At 69.2% G+C, this 25,031-nt stretch carries 23 protein-coding genes; 15 read left to right on the top strand and 8 right to left on the bottom strand.

Annotation, left to right across the window (positions count from 1 at the left end):
- Positions 1–4 precede the first annotated feature (4 nt).
- Positions 5–463: a helix-turn-helix domain-containing protein gene (locus tag HDC34_RS02070; protein ID WP_179555639.1), complete on the top strand. Its 459-nt coding sequence runs from the start codon at positions 5–7 to the stop codon at positions 461–463.
- Between the two features lie 40 nt (positions 464–503).
- Here the strand turns inward: HDC34_RS02070 and HDC34_RS02065 are convergent, their stop codons facing one another.
- Both HDC34_RS02065 and HDC34_RS02060 read right to left on the bottom strand, forming a co-directional pair.
- The gene (locus tag HDC34_RS02065; RefSeq protein ID WP_179555638.1) at positions 504–797 is read right to left on the bottom strand and encodes a hypothetical protein; all 294 of its coding nucleotides are present in this window, start codon (positions 795–797) and stop codon (positions 504–506) included.
- Positions 798–1,207: 410 nt separating this feature from the next.
- On the bottom strand, positions 1,208–1,600 hold the full coding sequence (locus HDC34_RS02060) for a hypothetical protein (RefSeq protein WP_179555637.1): 393 nt from the start codon (positions 1,598–1,600) through the stop codon (positions 1,208–1,210).
- Between the two features lie 213 nt (positions 1,601–1,813).
- Between HDC34_RS02060 and HDC34_RS02055 the strand changes: the two genes are divergently transcribed.
- The 3 genes from HDC34_RS02055 (at position 1,814) to HDC34_RS02045 (ending at position 4,755) form a co-directional block, all read left to right on the top strand.
- A complete protein-coding gene (locus tag HDC34_RS02055) occupies positions 1,814–2,749 on the top strand; it encodes an SDR family oxidoreductase (protein ID WP_179555636.1) in 936 nt (311 codons plus the stop codon).
- 9 nt (positions 2,750–2,758) lie between these two features.
- Complete coding sequence (locus tag HDC34_RS02050) at positions 2,759–3,604, top strand: helix-turn-helix transcriptional regulator (RefSeq protein ID WP_179555635.1); 846 nt, start codon at positions 2,759–2,761, stop codon at positions 3,602–3,604.
- 380 nt (positions 3,605–3,984) lie between these two features.
- Positions 3,985–4,755, top strand: coding sequence for an SDR family NAD(P)-dependent oxidoreductase (locus HDC34_RS02045; protein ID WP_179555634.1), 771 nt, complete (start codon positions 3,985–3,987; stop codon positions 4,753–4,755).
- Between the two features lie 279 nt (positions 4,756–5,034).
- Here HDC34_RS02045 and HDC34_RS02040 read toward each other — a convergent pair whose 3' ends face one another.
- The 5 genes from HDC34_RS02040 to dnaK all read right to left on the bottom strand — a co-directional run bounded on the left by HDC34_RS02040 (position 5,035) and on the right by dnaK (position 9,809).
- Positions 5,035–5,565, bottom strand: coding sequence for a hypothetical protein (locus tag HDC34_RS02040; protein WP_179555633.1), 531 nt, complete (start codon positions 5,563–5,565; stop codon positions 5,035–5,037).
- Between the two features lie 19 nt (positions 5,566–5,584).
- The gene (locus HDC34_RS02035; RefSeq protein ID WP_179555632.1) at positions 5,585–6,097 is read right to left on the bottom strand and encodes a heat shock protein transcriptional repressor HspR; all 513 of its coding nucleotides are present in this window, start codon (positions 6,095–6,097) and stop codon (positions 5,585–5,587) included.
- An 8-nt stretch (positions 6,098–6,105) separates the two neighbouring features.
- A complete protein-coding gene (locus HDC34_RS02030) occupies positions 6,106–7,116 on the bottom strand; it encodes a DnaJ C-terminal domain-containing protein (protein WP_104254235.1) in 1,011 nt (336 codons plus the stop codon).
- A gap of 114 nt (positions 7,117–7,230) precedes the next feature.
- Complete coding sequence (locus HDC34_RS02025; protein ID WP_179555631.1) at positions 7,231–7,941, bottom strand: nucleotide exchange factor GrpE; 711 nt, start codon at positions 7,939–7,941, stop codon at positions 7,231–7,233.
- A gap of 2 nt (positions 7,942–7,943) precedes the next feature.
- A complete protein-coding gene (dnaK, locus tag HDC34_RS02020) occupies positions 7,944–9,809 on the bottom strand; it encodes a molecular chaperone DnaK (protein ID WP_104313183.1) in 1,866 nt (621 codons plus the stop codon).
- A 363-nt stretch (positions 9,810–10,172) separates the two neighbouring features.
- Here dnaK and HDC34_RS02015 point away from each other — a divergent pair, with 363 nt between their 5' ends.
- Positions 10,173–11,798 (top strand): ABC transporter substrate-binding protein, encoded by a 1,626-nt coding sequence (locus tag HDC34_RS02015; protein WP_179555630.1) that lies wholly within the window; start codon positions 10,173–10,175, stop codon positions 11,796–11,798.
- A gap of 130 nt (positions 11,799–11,928) precedes the next feature.
- Here the strand turns inward: HDC34_RS02015 and HDC34_RS02010 are convergent, their stop codons facing one another.
- Positions 11,929–12,792 carry a hypothetical protein gene (locus tag HDC34_RS02010; RefSeq protein ID WP_179555629.1) on the bottom strand — a complete coding sequence of 288 codons (864 nt, stop codon included), beginning with the start codon at positions 12,790–12,792 and terminating at the stop codon, positions 11,929–11,931.
- Between the two features lie 172 nt (positions 12,793–12,964).
- Here HDC34_RS02010 and HDC34_RS02005 point away from each other — a divergent pair, with 172 nt between their 5' ends.
- The 10 genes from HDC34_RS02005 (at position 12,965) to HDC34_RS01960 (ending at position 24,976) form a co-directional block, all read left to right on the top strand.
- Entirely contained in the window at positions 12,965–14,419 is a 1,455-nt protein-coding gene (locus tag HDC34_RS02005; protein WP_179555628.1) for an MFS transporter, read from the top strand.
- A gap of 122 nt (positions 14,420–14,541) precedes the next feature.
- Positions 14,542–15,372, top strand: coding sequence for a MurR/RpiR family transcriptional regulator (locus HDC34_RS02000; RefSeq protein ID WP_179555627.1), 831 nt, complete (start codon positions 14,542–14,544; stop codon positions 15,370–15,372).
- Positions 15,373–15,482: 110 nt separating this feature from the next.
- Complete coding sequence (locus tag HDC34_RS01995) at positions 15,483–16,649, top strand: ABC transporter substrate-binding protein (RefSeq protein WP_179555626.1); 1,167 nt, start codon at positions 15,483–15,485, stop codon at positions 16,647–16,649.
- Positions 16,646–18,424: an iron ABC transporter permease gene (locus HDC34_RS01990; protein ID WP_208851840.1), complete on the top strand. Its 1,779-nt coding sequence runs from the start codon at positions 16,646–16,648 to the stop codon at positions 18,422–18,424. Before HDC34_RS01995 ends, HDC34_RS01990 begins: the two co-directional genes overlap by 4 nt.
- Positions 18,421–19,560 carry an ABC transporter ATP-binding protein gene (locus HDC34_RS01985; RefSeq protein ID WP_151423752.1) on the top strand — a complete coding sequence of 380 codons (1,140 nt, stop codon included), beginning with the start codon at positions 18,421–18,423 and terminating at the stop codon, positions 19,558–19,560. The genes HDC34_RS01990 and HDC34_RS01985 overlap by 4 nt, the downstream gene beginning before the upstream one ends.
- Complete coding sequence (locus tag HDC34_RS01980; RefSeq protein WP_179555625.1) at positions 19,557–20,117, top strand: histidine phosphatase family protein; 561 nt, start codon at positions 19,557–19,559, stop codon at positions 20,115–20,117. The genes HDC34_RS01985 and HDC34_RS01980 overlap by 4 nt, the downstream gene beginning before the upstream one ends.
- A gap of 78 nt (positions 20,118–20,195) precedes the next feature.
- Positions 20,196–21,257 carry an aldo/keto reductase gene (locus HDC34_RS01975; RefSeq protein ID WP_179555624.1) on the top strand — a complete coding sequence of 354 codons (1,062 nt, stop codon included), beginning with the start codon at positions 20,196–20,198 and terminating at the stop codon, positions 21,255–21,257.
- A gap of 145 nt (positions 21,258–21,402) precedes the next feature.
- Positions 21,403–22,782, top strand: coding sequence for a hemolysin family protein (locus tag HDC34_RS01970; RefSeq protein ID WP_179555623.1), 1,380 nt, complete (start codon positions 21,403–21,405; stop codon positions 22,780–22,782).
- Positions 22,775–23,818, top strand: a complete 1,044-nt coding sequence (locus HDC34_RS01965) for a hemolysin family protein (protein WP_179555622.1) — start codon at positions 22,775–22,777, stop codon at positions 23,816–23,818. The genes HDC34_RS01970 and HDC34_RS01965 overlap by 8 nt, the downstream gene beginning before the upstream one ends.
- 147 nt (positions 23,819–23,965) lie before the next feature.
- Complete coding sequence (locus HDC34_RS01960) at positions 23,966–24,976, top strand: CPBP family intramembrane glutamic endopeptidase (RefSeq protein ID WP_308807231.1); 1,011 nt, start codon at positions 23,966–23,968, stop codon at positions 24,974–24,976.
- Positions 24,977–25,031 lie beyond the last annotated feature (55 nt).

Below are 25,031 nucleotides of genomic sequence, written 5' to 3'. Positions count from 1 at the left end.
CGTCATGCCCCGCCAGTCGCCAGCCCTCACCAAGGCCCTCAACGGCTCTTGCGCGATCGCCCGCTGCCTCGGCGTTCTCGACGACCCGTGGAGCTTCCTCCTCGTCAGGGAAGCGTTGCTCGGTCGTCGGACGTTCGCCGAGTTCCGCGACAGCCTCGGCATCGCCAGCGATGTGCTCAGCGCCAGGCTCGCAAAGCTCGTCGAGGCCGACGTGATGACAAGAACTTCTTACCAGGAACCCGGCCAGCGCACGCGCGAGGCGTACGACCTCACCCCGGCAGGCCGTGAGCTGAGCGCCGTCCTGATCGCCATGAAGCAGTGGGGCGAGACGCATGTGCCCCGGGAAGCCCCAGCGAAGGTGGATGCGCGGGGCCGCGACGGCGAGAGCTCCGTCACCTTCCAGCTCGTAGACGAACACGATGTCGCCGTCCCGGCAGACGAAGTCACGTTCGTGCGGAGCTAGGCCCCACTCAGCCGCGGCCCTCCCGCTGAGCCACCCGGTCTCAAGCCTCACCTGCCACGCGCGCCGTTCGCACCGCGGAGGCCCAGGCTTCTGCATCGATGAGCAGCAGCTGCGCGTTGAGGTCACCCCGCGGATGCGAAGGAGAGGACCCCGCGACGGCACCAGGGGCTCCTCCCTGAGCCTTCCCGAGACGGAGCTGCCGCAACACGACGTTGTACCTGGTCACGTAGGGCTCGGTGGAGGTGAATCCGGGATAGTGCTCGTTGTGCGCGGCGGCGTATGTCGCTTGGAAGACCCGTTCCATTCGGATCTGGAGGGACTCCTCAACGCTCATTGGCCAGCACTCGATGCCTTCGATATCCGCGAGCAGCGAGGCGTCGTCGCCATGCAAAGCCGGTTCGGCCGGCCCCGCCGCTGCTGACTCGCCGTGCTGGACTCGCCAACCACCATCCACCCGCGCGATCCGTGTTGGCGCCAGCCACGGAGTCGCCTCTGGCTCGGCCAACTTCGACCGGTCTCGGGCCACCGCGGCAGGCACTGGGGGTCGCCGACCGTACCCATGTGGTGCCGTCGGCGGCCAGAAGAACTCCATCGGCTGGTCCTCCTCGACCCAGGGGTCCGTGACCGCCCAACCCCGCGCGAGCAGCGCGACCTGGACCTCCTGGCCCATCTGCCGCACCGTTTCACTCAAGTTGCCCGCGTCCCCGTCAAAAAGACCCATCGCACTCCACCGCCCTGTTCATGTCAGCTTTGATCCCACTCCTTGACGACGACGATCGTCCCCGGCGCCAGCGCCCGCAACTCCGCAACCCGGGTCGCCGTGTCGACCGGGCCACCTTCCAGCGTGAGCTCGCGGATCGCCTGACGTTCAACACGCAGGTAGAGATCGATGAGCCCCTCGACGGCGAGCTCGTACCGCGTCGGATAGCCGTCACCGCCGTGGGAGACGACCGCCTCCCGCTCAGCAAGTCCTCGCCACGGATGCGGTGCATCGCACCTGCATGTGCCACCCAGGTCACGCCCCTCACACGCCGAGTTGTCCTGGACCGAAACCATGTCCTGACTGCTCCAACCAGGCAGGCTGCGCTGAGTGCGGCCTGTATCCGTCCAGTGCAGGTAGGTGTGAAACCCGAGCATGGTCACTCCTTTCGATTCGTTGCCGCCAGTATGTTCCCAACCTCCGACATTCTGAGTCCCGCGCTGTGCGCTCACCCAGGGATCGGGAATCCCTGGATGAGCGAGTCCTGAATCGAAGAGGATCGAAGCATCACACTGGTTCCAGCAGCCAGACTGCAGATTCGCTTCATCACCACTCGCGAGCTTGGCGCCCGCACAATTCAGGAGAATCCAGTGCCGAAGAACATCGACATCCAGGTCCCGTCCCTCAACGGCAAGCTCGCCCTCGTCACGGGCGCGAGCGACGGTATCGGCTTTCACATCGCCAGCCGCCTCGCCCGCGCTGGCGCCGAAGTGATCATGCCCGTGCGCAACCGCGAGAAGGGCGAGAAGGCCGCCGCGCGCATCCGGGCCTCGAACCCGAGCGCGAAGCTCGAGCTGCGCGACCTCGACCTCTCATCGCTGACATCGGTCGCCGCCCTCACGGGGGAGCTCGTCGCCGCGCGACGCCCCATCAACATCCTCATCAACAACGCCGGCGTCATGACGCCGCCAGAGCGTCGCGCCACGAGCGACGGCTTCGAGCTGCAGTTCGGCACCAACCACCTCGGCCACTTCGCGCTCACCACCGGCCTCCTCCCCCTGCTCAAGGAGGGCAAAGCGCACGTCACCACGCAGATCAGCGTCGCCGCCAACCAGGGCGCCGTGAACTGGGACGACCTCAACTGGGAGCGCAGCTACAGCAACATGGGCTCGTACAGCTCGTCGAAGATCGCCACCGGCCTGCTCGGGATGCACCTGCACCGCCTCAGCGAGGCGAACGGCTGGGGCATCACAAGCAACCTCTCGCACCCCGGCGTCTCCCCCACGAACCTGCTCTCCGCGCAGCCGGGCATGGGCCGCACGAGCGACACCACCGAGGTCAAGGTCATCCGCGTGCTCTCCCGCATCGGCATCGCCGGCACCCCGCAGAGCGCCGCGCTCCCCGCGATCCTCGCGGCCACCAGCCCGGACGCGAAGGGAGGGCGTCTGTACGGCCCGAAGGGGCCCGGCCACATCGGCGGCCGCCCCGCCGAGCAGAAGCTCTACTCGCGGGTCACGAGTGAAGCGGATGCGCGCCGCTTGTGGGAGCTGTCCGAGCAGCTCGTCGCCGAGCACGCGGCCCGCTAGCCTCGCCTCATGGACAGAGCCCAGCTTGCCGACTTCCTTCGCAGCCGCCGAGAAGCGCTGCAACCGGAGGACGTCGGCATGACGAAGGGGCCGCGCCGCCGGACGGCGGGTCTGCGGCGCGAGGAGGTCGCGGCGCTCAGCGACATGTCGGTCGACTACTACAGCCGACTCGAGCAGAGCCGCGGCCCGCAGCCGTCCGAGCAGATGCTCGCCGCGATCGCCCGCGGGCTGCGCCTCACTCTGGCAGAGCGCGACCACCTCTTCTACCTCGCCGGTCACCAGCCGCCGAAGCGCACGATCAGCGGCGAGCACGTCGCGCCGGGGCTCATGCGCATCCTCGACCGGCTCGCCGACACCCCAGCCCAGGTCATGACGGCCATGGGCGAGACGCTCGTGCAGACGCCAGCGGCGCGGGCGCTGTTCGGCGACGAGACCCGCTTCACCGGCAATGCACGCAGCGTCGTCTACCGCTGGTTCACCGACCCCGGCGCCCGCCACGTCTACCCGGAAAGCGACCATGACAAGCTGTCGCGCGCCTTCGCCGCGGATGCCCGTGGCTTCGCGGCCCAGCAGGGTCCTGACTCTCGCGCCCAGCGGGTCATCGACGCCCTCCTCGCGGTAAGCCCGGAGTTCGCCGAGATCTGGGCCGACCACGAGATCAATGCGATGCACGAGCTCGAGAAGCGCGTGCAGCATCCCGAGACCGGGGTGATCACCGTGCAGTGCCAGTTCCTCGTCGACCCCACGCAGGGCCAGACCCTGCTGGTGCTCACGGCGACGCCCGGCACCAAGAGCTACGACAGGCTGCAGCTGCTCTCCGTGCTCGGCACCCAGCGCCTGACCGCGGACGCCTGACGCCGCGAGCACCCGGCCGCGCGAGCGCCGGGGCACCCGGCACGACAGCCAGCACGAGCGCGGCAGGACAGCGAACGCGGCGCGAGCGCAGCGCATCCACCACCGCGACCGCCCCGAGAAGTTGTGGCTTTGCGCTTCTGCGCCACGCCGCGATGGCATGCCGCCACAACTCTGCGCCGAGACGGACCCTCCCACGGCGCTCCCGTTTCCGAGCGTTCTTCGACTGCGCCCGCCTCCGAGCGTTCCGTTGTGTCGGTACACAGTGGATGCGCATGAGCGGCCCCTAGCCTGGTCGCGCCGCTGGCAGCCCAGACCCGGCGGCCGACGACTGTCGCGGGCGAGCGACGCCACGCGGACCAAGACGACAAAGGAGTTGCGATATGACAGATTTCAGCGGACGTTCAGTCCTCATCACCGGTGGAGCGGGCGGCATCGGCGCTGCGACCGCAGAGGAGTTCCTCAAGCTGGGGGCCCGCGTGGCTCTGGTCGATCTGTTCGCCAAGCCGCTCGAGGCCACGCGCGAGCGCCTCGCGGCACACGGGGACGTCATCACGATCACTGCGGACGTCACCAATGAGGCAGACGTCGAGCGCTACGTCGCCGAGACCGTCGGGGCGTTCGGCACCATCGACGTGTTCTTCAACAACGCCGGCATCGAGGGCGCCGTCGGCCCGCTCACGGAGGCGAGCGTCGACAACTACGAGAAGGTGTTCGCCGTCAACGTCCGCGGAGTCTTCCTCGGCATGAAGCACGTGCTCAAGGTCATGACCGAGCGCGGCAGCGGCAGCATCATCAACACCTCCTCGGAGGCAGGCCTCGACGGGTCGCCGGGCGTCTCCGCCTACGTCGCGTCGAAGCACGCCGTCGTCGGCTTCACGAAGTCGGCCGCGCTCGAGGTCGCGGCGACCGGGGTGCGGGTCAACAGCATCCACCCGTCCGGCGTGAACACGCAGATGGTGCGGCGCCTCGAGGAAGGATTCGGCGGCGGCGACACCGAGGCCGCGAAGGCAGGCTTCCAGGCGGCGATCCCGATGGGCCGCTACGCGGAGCCGCTCGATATCGCGCGCGTCGTCGTGTTCCTCGGCTCGGACGAGGCGTCGTTCGTGACCGGCGCGCAGTGGCGCGTCGACGGCGGCAACGGCGCCCGCTGACCGGAGCATCCTCCGCGCCGCGCGCGGGCGAAGGCAGACTCACGCAGTCAGAGTTGTGGCCCGGTGCTGCTCCCGAGAACGGGAACAGCACCGGGCCACAACTCTCTGGTGCTCGCGGCTCCCGCCCGCCCGCCCGCAGCATCCGCGACCCGCGACCCGCCACCACGCAGGCAAAGTTGTGGCCCGTTGTCACTCCCGCAGGCGGGCACGACAACGGGCCACAACTCTTCGCGCCGCAAGGACTCACCAGCTGGCCCCTGGCCGAACTCCCGCCGCCCCTCAGGCGAGACTCGTCAGCACGAACAGCGTCGCGCGCAGCGGCGAGAGCGCGATCGCGACGGCGAGGTCCTGGGGTGTGCACCCGCCCTTGAGCCGATGCGACGTGAACGACGCCCCGCTTGTCACGACCGGCGCCCCATTGCGGGAGACCTGAACGCTCGAGAGGCCGACGCCGCGCATCGTCCACTCGGTGCCGTCGACGCGAGCCCGCACCGTGCGCGAGCGGCGAGTGAGCTGAAGGTCGAATCGCCGAGCATGCGGCTGCGTCACCTCGCCGGCGATACCGCCGACGACGAGCTGCATCGGGAACCGGAATGCGCCCTCGGGTGCGACCCAGGCCGCCCCGCGGTGGTGCGTCTCGTCGGCGATGAGCTCGGCGGTCGGGAGCCCGTCGCCGGAGGCCGTCGCGCGCCAGGGGTCGGCCGCGTACACGAGCGTGGCCGTGCCGAAGGGGGTCGCAGCCCGCCACACCTCTTCCGGTGACCGGTGGGTGATCGGGAACCGCTGGGACCGGAATGCACGGATGCTCACGGCGCGTTCCTCGGCGTGCCTAGCCGTCCGCGGGCTTCTTCGCGGTGGGGCGACGCCTGCGCACGGGGCGTGGGCGCTCCTCGGCTTCGCGTTCCGCCTCGTGCACGCGAGCCGGCCGCCAGACGACGACCTCGGTGCGGCGTGCAGTGCGGCGCCCGTGCGCGAGTGGCACGACGTCGCCGCGCTCGCCAGCCGCGAAGACCCGGCCGCCCAGTCGTGTGAGACGCTCGTCGGCGAGCTCCACCTCGAGCGCCCGCACGCGCCGCCGCAGCCCGAGCACCTCACGCTGCAGCTCGAGCACGCGCGCGATGCCTTCGAGGCTCACGCCCTCGTTCGAGAGCACTGCGATCTCCCGCAGCTGCGCCACGTCGCGCAGCGAGTAGCGCCGCACGCGGCCCGCCGTACGCTGCGGCGTGACCAGACCCATCCGGTCGTATTGCCGCAGGGTCTGCGGGTGCATGTTCGCGAGCTCGGCGGCCATGGCGATCGCGAAGATCGGGGCGTCCTCGTCGAGGTCGGAGGGGAGTGCCATGAGCGCCCCTACCTGCCTTGGCGGGCGAGGCGGAGGAGATCCTCGCGCGGGCTCTCGTCACCGGATGCGGCGACGAAGTCAGCGAGGGCCTTCTCTTGCGCACTTGAGAGATGGTTCGGGACCGCGACCTCCAGGTGCACGAGCAGATCGCCCTTGCCCTTCTTCGTCTCGATGCCGCGGCCTTTGACGCGCAGCGTCTTGCCGTTCGGGGTGCCGGGCGCGACCTTCACGCGCACGGTGCCGCCGTCGACCGTGGGTACCTCGATGGTCGCGCCGAGCACTGCCTCCGCGAAGGAGACGGGCACGGTGACCTCGAGGTTGAGGCCCGAGCGGGTGAAGACGGGGTCCGGGCGCACCGTCACCGTGAGGATCAGGTCTCCCGCTTCGCCGCCGTTGGGGCTCTGGCCGCCCTTGCCGCGGAGTCGGATCTTCTGCCCGTCCTCGACGCCGGCCGGAACGCGCACCTTCACGACGCGTCCGTCCTGCCCCTGCAGCTCCACGGTGTCGCCCTTGATGGCGGTCATGAAACCGAGGGTCGTGGATGCGCTCTGGTCGCGGCCCTTCTGCGGTCCGGTCTGGAAACCGGCGGGGCGACCTGCGCCGCCGCCGAAGCTGCCGGCGCCGAATCCGCCGCCGCCTCCGCCGAACATGGAGCCGAGGAGGTCCTCGAAGTCCGCATTCGACGCGCCTCGGCGCGCACCGCCGCCGTTGAACATCCCGCCGAACACGTCTTCGAAGCCCGCGCCTCCGGGGCCGCCTGGGCCCTGCTGGAAGCGGGCGCCGGAGCCCATCGCGCGCATCTGGTCGTACTCTGCGCGGTGCTCTGGGTCGGAGATCACCGAGTAGGCCTCGGAGATCTCCTTGAACTTCGCCTCAGCAGCGGTGTCTCCCGGGTGCGAGTCAGGGTGGTACTGACGCGCGAGCTTCCGGTACTGCTTCTTGAGGTCTTTTTCGTCTACGTCCTTCGATACGCCGAGCACCGCGTAGAAGTCCTTGTCAAACCAATCCTGACTGGCCATATGGTCCTTCTGTTCCTAGGAATGAGCATGTCTTCTGGATGAACACGAGAGGGGGCCCGCGTCTGCGGTGCCCCCTGCCGTGTTCGATCGGTGCGGGTGCGCCGATCGCGGTGCTTACGAAGCGGGTACGAACACCGCTGCCTTCGCGACGCGGACCACGCGGTCGCCGACCGTGTAGCCGCGCTCGACAACATCGGCGATGGTGTCGGTGGTGACGCTCGGGTTCGGGAGCTGCGCGATCGCCTCGTACCGCTGCGGGTCGAAGGCCTCGCCGGCCTCGCCGTAGGCGGTGAGGCCGAGGCGCTCGACCGCCGTGCGCAGCTTGTTGGCGATGACGGCCATGGGCGTGTCCTCGACGAGGTCGCCGTGCTTCTGGGCACGGTCGAAGTCGTCGAGCACCGGGAGGAGGGAGCGGAGCACTTCAGCCTTGGTGGCGTCGTATGCTTCGCTCTTCTCACGGTCGGTGCGGCGGCGGTAGTTGGCGTACTCCGCCTGGACGCGCTGCAGGTCCTGGAGGCGCTCCTGGGCGAGATCGCTCTCGCCAGGCGTGCCCTCGGTTGGTGCGTCTTCCGCGCCTTCCCCGCTGAGGAGCTTCTCGAGGTCCTCAACGCTCAGACCTTCAGCCGCGGCTTCAGCAGCCTCGCCGGATGCCGGGTCGGCGTCGTCCGGGGTGGACTCCGCCGACTCGGCACCAGCAGCCTTGCCGAGGTCGCGAACTTCGCCAGTCTCCGGGTCGATCCGACGCTTGTCGTTGATGATCGGCTCGTTTGCTTCTCCCGAGTTCTCGGGACCGCGTGCTTCTGACTCGTTTCGCTCTTCAGCCATGACTACTTGTTGTCCTTGTCGTCCTCGTCATCCACGACCTCGGCGTCGACGATGTCATCGTCGGCCGCCTGGTCTCCGGCGGGTGCGTCAGCCGTGGGGGCTTCCGCTGCCTGCTCAGCCTGGGCTGCGGCGTAGATTGCCTCGCCGAGCTTCGTCTGGCTGGTGTTGAGCTTGTCGAGCGCCGACTTCACTGCTGCGTCGTCGTCGCCTGCGAGAGCCGTCTTGAGGGCGTCGACGTCGCCCTGGACCTCGTTCTTGACGTCGGCGGGGAGCTTGTCGTCGTTCTCGGTGAGCACCTTCTCGACCTGGTAGACCGTGGTCTCGGCGATGTTGCGCTGCTCAGCGCCTTCGCGACGCTTCTTGTCCTCTTCCGCGTGCTCTTCCGCCTCGCGGACCATGCGCTCGATGTCTTCCTTGCCGAGGCTGGAGCCGCCGGTGATCGTCATCGACTGCTCCTTGCCCGTGCCCTTGTCCTTTGCGGAGACGTGCACGATGCCGTTGGCGTCGATGTCGAACGTGACCTCGATCTGCGGCATGCCACGGGGGGCCGGTGCGATGCCGGTGAGCTCGAAGGTGCCGAGGTTCTTGTTGTCGCGGGTGAACTCACGCTCGCCCTGGAAGACCTGGATCTGCACGGACGGCTGGTTGTCGTCGGCCGTCGTGAAGGTCTCGCTGCGCTTGGTGGGGATGGCCGTGTTGCGCTCGATGAGCTTGGTCATGATGCCACCCTTGGTCTCGATGCCGAGGGAGAGCGGGGTGACGTCGATGAGGAGGACGTCCTTGCGCTCGCCCTTCAGCACGCCAGCCTGGAGTGCTGCGCCGACGGCGACGACCTCGTCGGGGTTGACACCCTTGTTGGCGTCCTTGCCGCTGAGCTTCTTGACGAGCTCTGCGACTGCGGGCATGCGGGTGGAGCCACCGACGAGGACGACGTGGTCGATCTGGTCGACGTTGATGCCGGCTTCGCGGATGACGTCTTCGAACGGCTTGCGGGTGCGCTCCAGGAGGTCCTTGGTGAGGTCCTCGAACTTGGCGCGGGTGATGCTCGTGTCGAGGTTCGCGGGGCCGTTCTCCGTGAGGGAGAGGTAGGGCAGCTGAATGCTGGCGCTCGTGGAGCTGGAGAGCTCCTTCTTCGCCTGCTCAGCGGCTTCCTTCAGACGCTGGAGTGCGATCTTGTCGTTCGCGACGTCGACGCCGGTCTGCGACTTGAACTCCGTGATGAGGTACTTGACGAGACGGTCGTCCCAGTCGTCGCCACCGAGGCGGTTGTCGCCGGCGGTGGAGCGCACCTGGATCGTGGAGAAGTCGTCGTCCTTGCCCACTTCGAGGAGCGAGACGTCGAACGTTCCGCCACCGAGGTCGAAGACGAGGATGAGCTCGTCTTCCTTGCCCTTGTCGAGGCCGTACGCGAGTGCGGCGGCGGTGGGCTCGTTGATGATGCGGAGCACGTTGAGGCCGGCGATCTCGCCGGCTTCCTTCGTGGCCTGACGCTCTGCGTCGTTGAAGTACGCGGGAACGGTGATGACCGCGTCGGTCACCTTGTCGCCCAGGTACTGCTCGGCGTCGCGCTTGAGCTTGCCGAGGATGCGCGCGGAGATCTCCTGCGCGGTGTACTTCTTGTCGTCGATGCCCTGGGTCCAGGTGGTTCCCATGTGGCGCTTGACGGAGCCGATGGTGCGGTCGACGTTTGTGACTGCCTGGCGCTTGGCGGTTTCGCCGACGAGGACGTCGCCGTCCTTCGTGAAGGCGACGATCGACGGGGTGGTGCGGAAGCCCTCGGCGTTTGCGATGACCTTCGGCTCGCCACCCTCGAGGACTGCGACGCAGGAGTTCGTGGTTCCGAGGTCGATTCCAACAGCACGTGACATGTGTGGTTCTCCTTTTGTAGAGCTGATTGTGTGAGTCTGAGTCGGCCCGGGTCGCTGCCTCGATCGTGTACGTCGAGTTGGATGCAGACCTGAGCCGTATGCGCTCAAGTTTACTCATCGAGCTCCGACCGTCAAGCTCAGTGGCTGAGAGTTGAGTGTGAGCGACTCAAGTCTGGTGGCCGTCACGTGGGGCAACTTTTCTGCGCGGAGCGTCACCGAGCGACCGCCCCGAGCCCACTATTACGCGGTTCCTGGACGCCGCCCGGGCTTCCTGCGACGCTCTCGCCAGCCCGCCACTCCGAGCGCGCCGCCTCCGGGCTCCCAGTGCATCCCACCCGTGCATGCATCCACGACAGGACCGTCATGACCAGACGCCGCTCCATCTTCTCCGCCGCCGTCATCGGCGCCGCCCTCACCTCCCTTCTGCTCAGCGGATGCGCGACCGGGCAGAGCACCGCGAGCGCGGGTTCAGACACCCCCGCGCAGGGCGGCGACCTCGTGCACGCCGTCACCGCCATCGCCGACGGCTGGCAGCAGCAGCAGTCGAACAACTGGCACAAGAGCCAGGTGTGGACGCAGCTCGTCGAGACGCTCGTCTACGTCGACAGCACCGGCGAGGTGCACCCGTGGCTCGCCGAGTCATGGGAGGAAAGCGAGGACGGACTCCAGTACACGCTGAAGCTGCGCGACGACGTGACCTTCTCGGACGGCACGCCGCTCAACGCAGACGTCGTCGCGAAGAACCTCGAGGTGCTGGGCCTCGGCGACGAGAGCAAGGGCATCACCCGCTCGCCCATCGTGCCCGGCGAGTTCGCGAGCGCCGAGGCCGTCGACGACACGACCGTGCTCGTGACCCTCAGCTCCCCCAACCGCGGGTTCATCCCGAGCCTCGGCTTCTTCGCCGCAGGCATCCTCGGCGAGAGCACGATCGACCTGCCCCTCGAGGAGCAGGCGAAGCTCGAGAACGTCGTCGGCACGGGCCCCTTCGTCTTCGAGTCGCAGGTGCCGGAGCGCGAGATCGTCGTCACGAAGCGCGACGACTACAACTGGGCGAGCGAGGCGTTCGCCCACGAGGGCCCCGCCTACCTCGACTCCATCACCTTCAACGTGCTCGAGGAGGACTCCGCCCGCCAGGGCGCCCTCGAGGCCGGCCAGGTCGACTCGGTGCACTTCGTGCAGCCGAGCGAGGAGCAGCGCCTCACGGACGAGGGCTTCAACGTCATCTACGGCGAGTACCTCGGCACGCCCATCAACTTCGTGCTGCGCCCCAACGCAGAGATCACGGACGACGCGAAGGTGCGCCAGGCCATCCAGCACGGCGTGAATCGCGAGGAGATCGTCGACACCGTCTACAACTCCAACTGGAAGCCCGCCACCTCGTCGGTGCAGGCCGCGACGCCGGGCTGGGTCGACCTGAGCGAGAACCTCGCCTTCGACCAGGACCTCTCGAACACGCTGCTCGACGAATCGGGGTGGACCGAGACGGACGGTGACGGCTACCGGGTCAAGGGCGGCACGCGACTCACGATCCCCGCGTACACCTCCCCGTTCGTCAACGGGTCTGGCCAGATCCTCGAACTCGCCAAGCAGCAGCTCAAGGCCATCGGCATCGAGCTCGAGATTCGCCAGTCGGATGCGAGCACGTACACCGACATCTTCGCCGCGGGCGGCACGCCCATCTTCCCGGTCGCCAACTCGTTCCTCGACGCGACGACGCTGCGCCAGTACTGGGGTCAGGACTACACGAACCAGTTCCAGCTGGAGAACGGCGAGCTCGAGGAGCAGCTGCTCGGCGTCTCGGAGACTGCGAACGGCAGCGAGGAGCGCGCCGCCAACCTCGCCGAGCTGCAGGAGACGGTCATCGATGAGGCCTACACGGTGCCGATCGTCGACAACTACCAGGTGTTCGTCACGAGCCCGAACGTGTCCGGCATCGAGACCAACGCCGTCGGCCGCCCGTACTTCTACGACACCTGGCTCGGGCAGTAGGCCGCGCGTCGGCGGCCCGAAGCGGGAAAGCACATCCGTCCGCGTCAAACTTCGGTGACTATTCGGCCTCTTCCGTCCGTCTCGGGCGCGTTCGGCCGCAGTTGTCACCGAAGTTTGGCGGCTGTCCGCCTCACGGCTCGTGGAACGTCACCGGGAAGTCCGCGATGTGCAGGCCGGATGCGCCGATCCTGCTCTCGATCGCGGCGTGCTGGGCGGCGGGCGCGGTGACGTTCACGTGGTCTCGGCCACCCATCGGCGCGCTCCCGCCGTCTGCCCAGAAGGCCTCGACCTCGTGATCTTCGGCGAGGTCGGTGAGCAGCGCGAGGTAGGGCTCCTGCTGCCCGGGCAGGACCGTGGCACCGAGCGTCGTGGAGTTGATCTCGACCTCCCTGTCGGGGTCCAAGCCCGCGGCGGCAAGCAGCGCCCCGACGTTCTGGACGAGCGGCAGCAGGTGGAGGTAGCCGTCCCTGGTCTCCTCGATGGAGACGAGGGCGAAGCGCCCGTTCTCCCAGATCGCCGGCTGCACGGCCATGCCGGGCGCGATCTCGTCGAGCTCGTCGACGAGCGACACGGCGTCGAAGCCGAAGTCAGGGCAGGTGCCTCCTGACAGCGCTCGCCCAGAGGAGTCGGTCTGGCTGTGCAGCGACATCACGCCGCCCGCGGCGGCGGGCACCTCGAGCGACCAGCTGACACCCTCGGGATGCGCCGACGCGCAGAGCTCGTCGAGCAGGGCGGGTAGGTGCTCCTGCTCGACGTCGAGCTCGATCCGCGAGATGGGGTCGACGAAGATCGGCGCTTCAACCCACCGTTGTCCCGATACCTCGGTCACGCCCGGGATCGCCTCGACCTGTTCGACGAGGGCATCGAACTCCGCACTCGGACGGTCGAAGCGGGTCTCGTTGACCGTCCAGCTGAAGAGCGTCGCGGCGCCGAGCAGGACGCCGAAGAGCGCGATCACGAGGGCGGCGAGCCACACCCGAGTCCTGAGTCGCATGTGCTGCCTCCCGTCCGCAGCCGCGCGCACGCTCCGACCGCTTTCCGGGCCAGGGTGCCACGCGCAGGTCACAGTGCGGTTCACGGCAGACGAACGGCGAGCGAACTCAACCGGCCAGGACCTCGCGCAGGCTGTTCCCCTCCGCGCCGCCTCACGCGCATAGAATCCGCGCATGGCACACCCCGGCCGCGCCGACGAAGGCGCACCCTCCCCCAGCGACCCGACTCCGAGCGGGCGGGTCGAGACCGTCGACGGCGGCACCGCCGTCACGCCGAAGGAGCTGAAGAAGCGCGCGACCGCCTGGGCGCTGTGGGACGTCGGCAACTCCGCCTTCCAGGCCGTCGTCGTCACCTTCGTCTTCGCCACGTACCTCGCGAGCGATCTCTTCATCGACCCGCAGGTCGCGGCGCTGGGCGAGGTGAACCCGCTCGACCCGCAGTATCTGGCCGCTCAGGCCGCATCCACCAACGTCATCGCCAACCTGAGCACGATTGCGGGCCTGCTCGTCGCCCTCATCGCACCCGTGCTCGGGCAGCGCTCCGACGGGTCGGGGAGGCGAAAGCTGTGGCTGGGCATCTTCACCGGCATCACCGTGCTCATCATGCTGTCCATGTTCTTCATCCAGCCCGGCGAGGAGTACCTGTTCTGGGGCGCGTTGCTGCTCGCAGTCGGCACCATCTTCGCCGAGCTGAGCGGCGTCAACTACAACGCGATGCTGTCGCAGGTGTCGACGCCCAAGAACGTGGGCCGCATCTCGGGCATCGGCTGGGGCCTCGGCTACCTGGGCAGCATCGTGCTGCTGGTGCTGCTGCTCGTGCTGTTCATCCAGTCGTTCGGCGCGGAAGGCCGGAACGGCGTCCTCGGGGTGCCGAGCGGGGCGGATGGGGGTGCGCTCGACATCCGCTTCGCGATCGTGCTCGCCGCGGTCTGGTACGTGGTCTTCGCGTTGCCCGTCATGTTCAAGGTGCCCGAGATCCCGAAGGACGAGACCCGCCGAAAGGTGAGCTTCTTCGCGTCGTATGGCGTGCTGTTCCGCGTCATCGGGAAGCTCGCGAAGAGCGACCCGAAGCTCCTCCTCTTCCTCGCCGCGAGCGCCGTGTTCCGCGACGGGCTGCAGGCGATCTTCGCGTTCGGCGCGATCCTCGCGGCACAGGTGTACGGCTTCGGGCCCAGCGAGGTCATCTACTTCGCGGTCGCCGCGAACCTCGTCGCCGGCCTCGGCACGCTCGCCGCTGGCTGGTTCGACGACCGCTTCGGCCCGAAGCTCGTGATCATGGCCTCGCTCGTCTCGCTCACGGCGTTCTCCGTGGTGCTCATCTTCCTCCCCTCCGAGAAGACCGTGTTCTGGATCTTCGGCCTCGCGCTCTGCCTCTTCGTGGGGCCCGCGCAGGCGGCGAGTCGCTCCTACCTGTCGCGCGCGACGCCTCCCGGGCGCGAGGGCGAGCTGTTCGGCCTCTACGCCACCACGAACCGCGTCGCGAGCTTCATCACGCCCGCCCTGTTCAGCCTCTTCGTGTTCCTCTCCGGCAACCCGAAGATGGGCATCATCGGCATCGGCATCGTGCTCGCCGTCGGGTTCCTCATGATGCTTCCCGTGCCGAGCAAGGTGAAGCAGGCGAGCGCGTAGCGGCACGCCAGCGGACCCGGCGGAGCCCGCGAGGGAACACCGAATCGGACACTCGATGAACGGCACGTGAACGTGCAGCACTTGCACCCATTGCAAGTTCTTTTGCACTTAGCGTTCCTGGCGTGCTCATCATCAGCCTCGCCAAGCAGCAGGGTCACCTGCTCACGCCGACCGACCGTCGGCTGGTCGGGGCGCTGCAGTCGCAGCCCCTCGAGGCCACCTTCTGGAGCGCCGCCGAGCTGACCGGCCCCCTCGAGCTGCACCAGTCGGCCGCCACGCGCCTCGCGCAGCGCCTCGGCTTCGAGGGCTACCCGCAGCTCCGGGATGCGCTCCGCTCCGACTACCACGGGGGCGACGGCCCGTCGCAGCGCATCAGGGGGCGCCTCGAGCGGCACCAGGAGAGCGACGTGCTCGGCGGCTTCGTCGCCGACGAGCTCTCCGCTCTGTCGGAGCTGCCACGCCACGTGCACCAGAGCGAGCTCGACGCGCTCGCCGAGCGGGTGCTGCGCGCCGGCGAGGTGCACCTGTTCGCGCAGGGCAACGCGACCGTGCTCGTCGACCTCGTGAGCCGCCGTCTCCAGCGGTTCGGGATGCGCACCGTGCACCTCATCGGTTCGCGTCGCGACATCGGGGAGCGCATCGCTCGCCTCTCAGAGGGCGATCTCCTCCTCGCCTTCGCATTCCGGCGGGCTCCCGCCCTGCTCGGCCCGCTGCTCGACGTCGCCGCTGAGGTCGGTGCACACAGCGCGCTCATCACGGACACCGTCGTCTGGCCGGCCCCGCACCCGTCGACCATCATCGCCGCGCCCCGCGGCGGCAGTGACGACTACCTCTCCCTGACCGTGCCGATGGCGATCAGCAACGCGCTCATCCTCACCATCGCGCGCCGCGCCGAGCCATCCCTCCGTTCCCTCGACCGGCTCGGCACCCTCCTCGACCGCTTCGACTCCTGACCGCTCACCCAAGTCCGCCTGCGTCCGCAGCCCACCCGCCCCAGACCTGCTCCACCGCCGCCCTGCCGGCTTCTCCGATCTGCACCCCAACAGACCTAGAAGGATCCCCCATGCGCATTCCCACCCGCCCACTCGTGACGTCCGCCGCGGCGCTCGCCGCCCTCGCGCTCCTCGCCGGGTGCTCCACCTCCCCCGCCACCGGCGACGACACGGCGGCCGCCGTCGACTGGGAGTCACTGAGCCACGACGAGCTCGTCGCCATGGCCGAGGAGGAGGGCACCGTCTCCGTGTACGCCTTCACGAGCCGCATCGCGAGCATCCAGGAGAGCTTCGAGGCCGCCTACCCCGGCATCGACGTCGTCGCGAGCGACCTCTCGTCGACCGAGCTCATCCAGCGCCTCGCGAGCGAGCACACGGCTGGCAGCACGACCGCCGATGTCGCCTACGTGAGCGACGCCCCGGTCGTCGTCACCCAGCTGCTCGCCGACGGCGTGCTCACGCCATACGTGCCGCCGCGCGTCGCCGAATCGCTCCCCGAGGAATTCCAGACGCCCCTCGTCGCGAACCGCCTCTCGACGAAGGTGCTCATGTACAACGAGGAGGCGCATCCGGACGGCGCCCCGGTCGACAACCTGTGGGAGCTGACCGAGCCAGCCTGGGCCGGCAAGGTCGTCATGGTCGACCCCAACGTGCGCGGCGACTACCTCGACCTCGTCACCGAGATGTCGCTGCGGTCCGACGAGATGTCAAGCGCCTACGAGGAGCACTTCGGCACCCCCATCGCGCTCGATGAAGGCGTCGAGGATGCAGGTCTCCAGTTCATCTCCGACCTCTACGCGAACGACGTCGTGCTCGTCGACGACACCGACACGGTCAACGCGGCAGTCGGCGCTACCGGCCAGGCGAGCCCGCCCGTCGGCTTCACGTCGTACTCCGACCGCCGCGACAACGAGGACGAGGGATGGGCGCTGCAGGTCGCGGCCGCCGTCGCCCCGTCGCCCGGCATCGCCTTCCCCGCGATGCTCGGTGTCACCGCGGGCGCCGAGAACCCGGCGGCCGCGCGACTTCTCATCGACTACATGATGGGCGACGACAGCGAGACGGGCGGAGCAGGCTTCGAACCGTTCTACGTCGCCGGTGACTACCCGACGCGCGGCGACGTCGTCGCTCCCGCCGACGCCGTCTCGCTCGACGAGCTCGGCGCCTGGCGCATCGACCCGGAGTCCTCCGCAGAGCGTCGCGACGAGATCGCCGACTTCCTCCTCAGCATCCAGTGACGCTCCTCACCCGGTCCGTCAGCCGCGACTCCGCCCCGGTGCGGGGTCGCGGCTCGCGGACGGTCGCATCGCGAGGCCGCATCGGCGTGCTCGCGGCGGTCGTCATCACCATCCTCGTCATCCTCGTCGCGCTGCCCCTCGGCGGCCTCGTCGCCGCCACCGTCGGCGAACGCGGTGCGGGCGCCTGGGGCGACGTATTCGTCGGTCGCATCGCCTCGAACCTCTTCTGGCAGCCCCTCGGGAACTCACTGCTCGTCGGGCTCGGCACCGGAGTCCTCTCGACCATCATCGGCGCCTTCCTCGCCTGGGTCGTGGTCATGAGCGACGTGCCGGGCCGCAAGGTCATCGGCGCGCTCGCCGCCGTGCCGTTCGCACTGCCGAGCTTCGCCATCGCACTCGCCTGGGAGACCGTCTTCCGCAACGACCGCATCGGCGGCTCCCCCGGGCTGCTCCAGTCGTTCGGCATCGCGGTTCCGGATGTGCTGGCCTGGGGCGCCGTGCCCATCACGCTCACCCTCGTCGCGCACTACTTCTCCCTCTCCTTCCTCGTCGTCGCCGCGGCCCTCGCGAACGTCGGTGGGGACCTGCTCGCGGCCGCCGAGCTGACGGGGGCCTCTCGGCTGCGCATCGCGCTTCGCGTGACGCTGCCGGCCGTCGCCCCCGCCCTGCTCTCCGGGTTCCTCCTCGCCTTCGCAGAGGGCGTCAGCAACTTCGCCGTCCCGGCCCTGCTCGGTCTGCCCGTCCGCTTCCAGACCCTGAGCACCCGGCTCTACGGCTCCATCTCCACGGGCGACGTCGAGCGCGGCTACGTGCTCTCGATCCTGCTCGTCGTGGTCGCGGCCGCCGTGCTCTACCTCGGCACCAGGGCCACGGGGCGCGGCTCATTCGCGACGCTCACCGGCAAAGCCACACGCGCGCGCTCGGTGCGCACCGGGGTCTGGCGCATCCCACTGCTCGTCGTCGCCTCCGCACTCGTGCTCGTCACGGCGATCATCCCCGGCATCGTGCTCGCCGTCAGCACCGTCCTGCGGCGAACCGGACGCGTCGACGGGGGGTTCACGCTGCACTTCTGGACGGGTGAGTCCGACCCCGGCATCGCCCAGGGCGTGCGGGGCATCCTCACCGACCCGACGGTCATCAACGCGCTCGGCGGCACCCTCGCGCTCGGGGCTTCCGTCGCCGCCGGGGCCATCGTGCTCGGCGTGCTCGGCGCCTACGTGCTGCGTCGCCTCCCGCGAGCGCGCGCCACCTCCGGCACCATCTCGTTCCTCTCCTACGTGCCGTTCCTCATCCCGGGCGTCGCCTTCGGGGCCGCGTTCATCGCGCAGTTCGGCACGCCGATCGGCCCGCTCCCCTCGCTCTACGGCACCTTCTGGATCCTGATCCTCGCCGGCATCGCGGCGAGCGTCCCGTTCGCGTTCCAGACCTCGCGAGCGGCGCTCGGCCAGGTCTCGAGCGAGCTCGAGGAGGCCGCGACGGTCGCCGGGGCCCGCGGGCCGCGCCGCCTGGCGCGCATCCTGCTGCCCCTCTCTGCCAGAGGAGTCGTGGGCGGCGGCGTGCTCGTCTTCGTGACCATGGTGCGCGACCTGTCGCTTGTCGTGCTGCTCGTCACGCCGGCCACTCCGCTGCTGTCGACCATGACCTTCCGATACGCGTCCGAGGGGTTCACCCAGCACGCCAACGCCATCACCCTCATCATCGCCGCCATCTCGGTGGCCGCCACCCTCCTCGCCCGCAGACTGCAGGGCGCTCGAAGCTCCGGGAGCACCACGTGACCGCCATCACCCTCGACCGCCTCTCAAAGTCGTTCGGCCGCCAGAGCGCCGTCCACGACGTCGACCTCCAGATCCCCGACGGCGCCTTCGTCGTGCTCCTCGGCCCCTCCGGGTGCGGGAAGACCACGACCTTGCGCATGCTGGCGGGGCTCGAGGAGCCGACGGCCGGGCGCATCCGCTTCGGCGATCGGATCGTCGCCGACGGCGACACGGGCGCCTCGGTTCCGGCGAGCAAGCGCGGCCTCGGCATGGTGTTCCAGAGCTACGCCCTCTGGCCGCACATGCGGGTGCGCGACAACATCGGCTGGCCACTCAAGGTCGCCGGCTGGGGTGCGGCAGACCGGGATGCGCGGGTCGCCGAGGTGCTCGCCATGCTCGAGCTCGACGGGCTCGCGGATCGCTTCCCGGCCGAGCTCTCGGGCGGCCAGCAGCAGCGGGTCGCCATCGCCCGCACCGTCGCCCCGAAGCCGGGCGTGCTGCTCTTCGACGAGCCCCTCTCGAACCTGGATGCCCGCCTGCGGCTCGACACGCGCGCCGAGCTCGTGAAGGTGCACCGCCTCAGCGGCGCGACGAGCGTCTACGTCACGCACGACCAGGTGGAGGCGCTCGCCATGGCGACCCACATCGCCGTCATGCGCGACGGCGCCGTGGAGCAGTTCGGGACGCCAGCCGAACTGCTCGACCGGCCGGCGACCGCGTTCGTCGCCTCATTCCTGGGCAGCCCGGCGAAGGTGCTGCTGCGGGGCGAGGTCGGCCGCGGGCGCCTCTTCTGCGGCGTGGTTCCCCTCGCCAACGTGCCAGGCGTCCCGGACGGGACGCAGCTCGATGCGATGTACGCGCCGGACTCGCTCTCGGTCGGGCCGGAGGGGCTCCTCGAATTCGAGGTGCTCGAGTCGACCCCGGTCGCCGGCCGCTGGATCACGACGGGCCTCGCCGGGACGCACCGCCTGTCGATCGTCACCGACCGCGCGCACCTGCCGGGCGAGGCCACGCGGCTGCAGCCGCCGGAGCGCCCCGACGCCATCTTCGCGGCCGACGGGGCGCGCCTCGACTCGGGCGGGGCCGCGGTCGGGCAAGCGTCGGCAACCACGGTCGGACCCGCATCCGCCGCACCCCTCGTGGAGGCGACCCGATGACCGCGCTGCTGCTCGTGCGCCACGGCTCGACGCCGTGGACTGCGGAGCGCCGCCTGCAGGGCCGCACCGACATCGACCTCAACGAGAAGGGGCGAGCCGACGCGCTCGCGCTGCGCGCCGCCATCGACGCGTGGGCGCCTGCCACCGTCGTCACCTCCCCGCTGCTGCGGGCGCGTTCGACGGCCGCGGCGCTCAGCGACCTCGAGCAGGTCGTCGACGAGCGCTGGGCGGAGGCGACGCTCGGCGAGTGGGAGGGCCGCCTTCCTGCGGAGATCGGCCCCGACTACGCCGAGTGGCGTGCTGGGCGGCTCGTGCCGCCAGGCGGGGAGCCGTCGCCCGTCCTGCGTGCTCGCGTCGAGGGTGCCGTCAACGATGCGGCCCGACGCCCCGGCCCCGTGCTCGTCGTCACCCATGGGGGCACGATCCGGGCCGTGCTGGCGCGCTACGTGGGGCTCACGGCCGATGTCATCGAGCCGGTCGCCGCGCCGAGTCTCACGGCGATCGATGTCCAACCGGAGGGCGCGGCGCGGCTCGTCACGTTCAACGTGGCCCGCTAGCCACGTTGCCCGGCAACTGTTACTCCCAAGGCCAGGCCCGCTGGCGGAATGTCGGTGGTGCGGACGACACTTGATGCCATGACGCACGAGACGAACGGCACCGCAGCGCAGCTCCCCACGACCCTCCTCGGCGATGGCCTCGTGACGACCGTGCAGGGGTACGGCGCCATGAGCCTCAGCGACGCGTACGGTCCCATCGACGACGAGCAGGCCCTGCGCACGCTGCAGCACGCGGTAGATGCGGGCATCACGTTCATCGACACGGCCAACATCTACGGCGACGGCCGCAGCGAGCGCACCATCGCCAAGATCTTCCCGGGGCAGCGCGAGCGCATCCAGCTCGCCACGAAGTTCGGCATCACGAAGGGCGACGGCGTCGGAAAGCGCGGCGTGCGCGGCGACCGCGAGCACGTCCGCGAGCAGGTCGAGCTCTCCCTCAAGCGCCTCGGCACCGACTACATCGACCTCTACTACCAGCACCGAGTCGACCCCAACGTGCCCATCGAGGACACGGTCGGCTTCGTCGCCGAGCTCGTCGCCGAGGGCAAGGTGCGGCACATCGGCCTGAGCGAGCCGACGGGGGCCGAGATCATCCGCGCCGCCGCCGTGCACCCCATCGCCGCCGTCCAGAGCGAGTACAGCATCTTCAGCCGCGATCTCGAGCACCACGTCATCCCCGCCATCCGCGAGGTCGGCGCCGGCTTCGTGCCCTACTCCCCCGTCAGCCGCGGCCTGCTCACCGACTCGTGGGCCGAGCTCGACGCCGTCGCCCCCAACGTGCGCGCCAACTTCCCCCGCTTCTTCGCAGAGAACCTGCCGGTGAACCGCGCCCTCGCCGGCGAGGTCGCGGCCGTCGCGCAGCAGCTCACCGAGCAGCACGACCGCCATGTCTCCGTCGCTGAGGTCGCCCTCGCCTGGGTCTCCGCGAAGTCGGCGGAGTTCGGGGTACGGGTCTCCCCGATCCCGGGAACCCGCAGCCCCGAGCGCATCGACGAGAACCTGCGGGCCATCGGCCTCGACCTGGCCGGCGAGCAGCTGCTCCGACTCGACTCGATCGCCGAGCGCGTCGTCGGGAACCGCTCGGCAGATCCCGCCTGGACGTCCCAGGGCCGCGAAGAGGCGGCGCTCGCGGCATCCTGATCCGGGCTTATCCCCAGCTTTCCGAGTTGCAGGCAAACGAAGTGCAACTAGAATCTCCCCTCATGGAAGACCCTCCCAGTCATAGTCCCAAGCCTCTTGACGTTCCGGCCGCATCTTCGGCCGCCACAGTCTGGAGGCACCACGCATGAACGAATGGGTGATGCTCGGCATCGGCCTCGTTCTCACAGTAGGAACCGGGTTGTTCGTCGCGAGTGAATTCGCGCTCGTCAACCTCGACCGAAACGATCTCGAAAACCGGCAGAGCCGCGGAGAGAAACGACTCGGGCCAACCATCAAGGCCCTGAAGATCACGTCGACACACCTCTCCAGCGCGCAGCTCGGAATCACGCTCACGACCCTGCTCACGGGATACACGTTCGAGCCGGCCGTCAGCTCCCTCCTCGCAGAGCCCCTCGAGGGCCTCGGGGTGGCCGAGGGCCTCGTGCCCGTCGTCGGAGCCATCGTCGGCATCGTCCTCGCAACGCTGTTCTCGATGATCATCGGCGAGCTCGTCCCCAAGAACTTCGCGCTCGCCCTCCCACGGGCGACAGCGAAGGTCGTCATCCCGTTCCAGGCGCTCTTCACGACGGTGTTCAAGCCCGTGATCCTGCTCCTGAACAACACGGCGAACGCCATCATCCGCTCCATGGGCATCGAGCCCAAGGAGGAGCTCTCCGGTGCCAGAAGCGCCGACGAGCTCTCCTACCTCATCCGGCACTCCGCGCTCTCCGGGCTCCTCGAGGAAGACGACGCAGCACTGCTGCGACGCACCCTCAAGTTCTCCGAGCACGACGCGTCCGACGTCATGACACCTCGCGTGCGCATGGCGAGCGTCGAAGTCGACGACACGGCGCAGGCGATCATCGCCCTCGCCATCGAGACCGGGTTCTCTCGGTTCCCCGTCGTAGACGGGACGCCCGACAACATCACGGGCTTCGTGCACGCGAAGCAGGCGTTCGCGGTGCCCGTCGAGACACACGATGAGGTCACGGCCGGCCAGCTGCAGACCGAGGCGCTGCGCGTGCCGGAGTCGATGGGCGCCTCCGCCCTGCTGACCCTGCTGCGCGCCGAGCGACACCAAGTCGCCGTCGTCGTGGATGAACACGGCGGCACCGCAGGCATCGTCACCCTCGAGGACCTCGTCGAGGAGATCGTCGGCGAACTCGAAGACGAACACGACCGGCACCAGACCGGGTTCATCCGGCGCGGCCGCTCGGTCACGTTCGACGCCTCCTGGCGTCCCGACGAGGTGCTCGACCGCCTCGCGATCGAAGTTCCGGAGGACGGCGACTACGACACCGTCGGCGGCTTCATCACCGACACCCTCGAGCGCCTTCCCGAACTGGGCGATGAGGTCGAGATCGAGGCCGGCACCCTGCGCGTCGAGCGCATCGACGGCACCCGCATCGTGCGGGTCCGCTACCTGCCGAACGAGCCAGACGGAGACCAGAGCCTCATGAGCAATCAGGAGCTCGCTCACGACAGAGCGCACGAGCGAGTCAAGGAGGCGATGACCAATGAGTGAGTACCTGCCAGGAATCCTGTGGCTGTTCGTCCTCCTCATCGGCAACGCCTTCTTCGTCGGCGCCGAGTTCGCGGTCATCTCCGCGAAGCGGTCGCAGATCGAGCCCCTTGCTGAGCGGGGCAGCCGCGCCGCCAAGACGACCCTCTGGGCGATGGAGCACGCAACGCTCATGCTGGCGACCAGCCAGCTCGGCATCACCGTCTGCTCGCTGCTCATCCTGAACGTCTCCGAGCCGGCCATCCACCACCTCCTCGAGATCCCGCTCGGGCTCACCGCACTGTCGGCCGAGCTCATCAGCGTGATCGCGTTCGCGGTGGCGCTCGTGCTCGTCACGTTCCTGCACGTCGTGTTCGGCGAGATGATCCCCAAGAACCTCGCGTTCTCGGTGCCGGACCGCGCCTCCCTCCTGCTCGCCCCGCCCCTCGTCGTCGTCTCCAAGATCTTCAACCCGATCATCTGGAGCCTCAACACGATCGCGAACGGCGTGCTGCGCCTCTTCAAGGTCGAGCCGAAAGACGAGGCGACGAGCACGTACACGCTCGAGGAAGTGGCCGGAATCGTCGAGCAGTCGACCCGCGAGGGAACACTGAACGACACGTCCGGCACGCTCGCGGGCGCGTTCGAGTTCACCGAGAAGCGGGTCAGCGACGTGGATGTGCCGATCGCCGAGATGGTGCTCCTGCCTGCGGGCGCGCGCCCCATCGACGTGCAGAAGGCCGTCGCCGAGCACGGCTTCTCGCGCTACGTCGTCACCGACGAGCGCGGTGAGCCGACGAGCTACATCCACATGAAGGACGTCATGGACCTCATGGCCCCGGACGTGTTCACGGCCCCGATCCCGCAGAAGCGACTGCGGAGCCTCGTCTCCGTGTCGCGGGATGCGGAACTCGAGGACGCAATGGCGGTGCTCCGTGACCGCGGGGCTCACGTCGCGAAGGCCCTCGACTCCGAGGGCAACGTGACCGGCCTCCTGTTCCTCGAGGACGTCCTCGAGGTGCTGGTCGGCGAGGTCAACGCGACCGCCGCTGCGAACTAGCCGACACGGTCGAGACCAGCTCGAGGATGCCCCCGCCCGGAAACGGGCGGGGGCATCCTTGGTTTCCGGGTGCAGCTGTAGGCGCATCCGGCACCTGCCTGTCGTCGCTCGTTGACAGTGCACATGGCGAAACGAGAGGGTGGTGAGGTGCAGCCCACCCCACAGACCGCCCAGACCACCACCACTGCGAGCGGGCGGGAGAAGCTCTCGGTCGGCGTCTTCCTCGCTCTGGCCTTCGGCCTGCCGTGGCTCGTGACCCTGCCCCTGTGGTTGGGCGACGGTCTCGCGAACCCGTGGTTCCCGGTCATCTCGATCGCCATGATGATGACGCCAGCCATCGCGGCGCTCGTCGCGGTCTTCGCCATCGAGCGTCCGGCGAGGCCATGGCGCGCGCTCGGGATCGTGCCGCTGAAGCCCGTCGGACGGCTCATCGCCTACCTTGCGCTCGCCGTCGTCGTCCCGGTGGCGCTCGTGTTCGTCGCGCTGCCCATCGGCGCCCTGTTCGGCGTCTACGCGATGGACCTCGTGAACTTCTCCGGCTTCCAGGCGATGCTCGACGAGCAGCTCGCAGCCGAGGGGGTCGGCAATCTGGAGCTCCCCATCCCGGTCGCCGTGCTCGTGCTGCTGCAGCTCGCGAGCATCCCGCTCGGGGCGTTCCTCAACCTGATCCCCGCCCTCGGCGAGGAGCTGGGCTGGCGCGGCTGGCTGCTTCCGAAGCTCCTCCGGTTGGGTACCGTTCCCGCGCTCCTCATCTCGGGGGTCATCTGGGGCGTCTGGCACGCGCCGCTGATCCTGCTCGGCTACAACTACGTGGATGCGCCGGGCTGGCTCGCGCTCATCATGATGACGGGCATGTGCGTGCTCGTTGGGGCCGTCTTCGCCTGGCTGCGCATCCGGTCGGAGTCGGTGTGGCCAGCGGCGCTCGCGCACGGCGCCTTCAATGCCGCGGCCGGCTCGTACCTCCTCTTCGCGGCGGCCGGCGAGCGGATCGACACGACGCAGGCGACGATCCTCGGCTGGACGGGCTGGATCGTGCCGGCCATCTTCGTCGGCGTGCTGCTCGCGACGAAACAGTTCTCGCCGCCGAGGCCCGCCGCGCAGGCCGCGCAGCCGCCGGCCACTCCCGCGCCGCCCGCGCCGCGCATCCCTCACGCCTGACCTGCAGTCCAGGCGCTCCCCCGCCCCTCACCCGCGGCAAGAGTGAGGAAGATGC

Origin of the sequence: Pseudoclavibacter sp. JAI123 (assembly GCF_013409665.1) — a bacterium.
Taxonomy (GTDB): domain Bacteria; phylum Actinomycetota; class Actinomycetes; order Actinomycetales; family Microbacteriaceae; genus Pseudoclavibacter.
This window is presented reverse-complemented; position numbering and strand designations above follow the sequence as displayed.

Bases quoted from the DNA above. Each gene is read 5' to 3' on its own strand.
- HDC34_RS02070 (WP_179555639.1), top strand. From the start codon at position 5: ATGCCCCGCCAGTCGCCAGCCCTCACCAAGGCCCTCAACGGCTCTTGC.
- HDC34_RS02065 (WP_179555638.1), bottom strand. From the start codon at position 797: ATGAGCGTTGAGGAGTCCCTCCAGATCCGAATGGAACGGGTCTTCCAA.
- HDC34_RS02060 (WP_179555637.1), bottom strand. From the start codon at position 1,600: ATGCTCGGGTTTCACACCTACCTGCACTGGACGGATACAGGCCGCACT.
- HDC34_RS02050 (WP_179555635.1), top strand. From the start codon at position 2,759: ATGGACAGAGCCCAGCTTGCCGACTTCCTTCGCAGCCGCCGAGAAGCG.
- HDC34_RS02045 (WP_179555634.1), top strand. From the start codon at position 3,985: ATGACAGATTTCAGCGGACGTTCAGTCCTCATCACCGGTGGAGCGGGC.
- HDC34_RS02035 (WP_179555632.1), bottom strand. From the start codon at position 6,097: ATGGCACTCCCCTCCGACCTCGACGAGGACGCCCCGATCTTCGCGATC.
- HDC34_RS02030 (WP_104254235.1), bottom strand. From the start codon at position 7,116: ATGGCCAGTCAGGATTGGTTTGACAAGGACTTCTACGCGGTGCTCGGC.
- HDC34_RS02025 (WP_179555631.1), bottom strand. From the start codon at position 7,941: ATGGCTGAAGAGCGAAACGAGTCAGAAGCACGCGGTCCCGAGAACTCG.
- dnaK (WP_104313183.1), bottom strand. From the start codon at position 9,809: ATGTCACGTGCTGTTGGAATCGACCTCGGAACCACGAACTCCTGCGTC.
- HDC34_RS02015 (WP_179555630.1), top strand. From the start codon at position 10,173: ATGACCAGACGCCGCTCCATCTTCTCCGCCGCCGTCATCGGCGCCGCC.
- HDC34_RS02010 (WP_179555629.1), bottom strand. From the start codon at position 12,792: ATGCGACTCAGGACTCGGGTGTGGCTCGCCGCCCTCGTGATCGCGCTC.
- HDC34_RS02005 (WP_179555628.1), top strand. From the start codon at position 12,965: ATGGCACACCCCGGCCGCGCCGACGAAGGCGCACCCTCCCCCAGCGAC.
- HDC34_RS01995 (WP_179555626.1), top strand. From the start codon at position 15,483: ATGCGCATTCCCACCCGCCCACTCGTGACGTCCGCCGCGGCGCTCGCC.
- HDC34_RS01980 (WP_179555625.1), top strand. From the start codon at position 19,557: ATGACCGCGCTGCTGCTCGTGCGCCACGGCTCGACGCCGTGGACTGCG.
- HDC34_RS01975 (WP_179555624.1), top strand. From the start codon at position 20,196: ATGACGCACGAGACGAACGGCACCGCAGCGCAGCTCCCCACGACCCTC.
- HDC34_RS01970 (WP_179555623.1), top strand. From the start codon at position 21,403: ATGAACGAATGGGTGATGCTCGGCATCGGCCTCGTTCTCACAGTAGGA.
- HDC34_RS01965 (WP_179555622.1), top strand. From the start codon at position 22,775: ATGAGTGAGTACCTGCCAGGAATCCTGTGGCTGTTCGTCCTCCTCATC.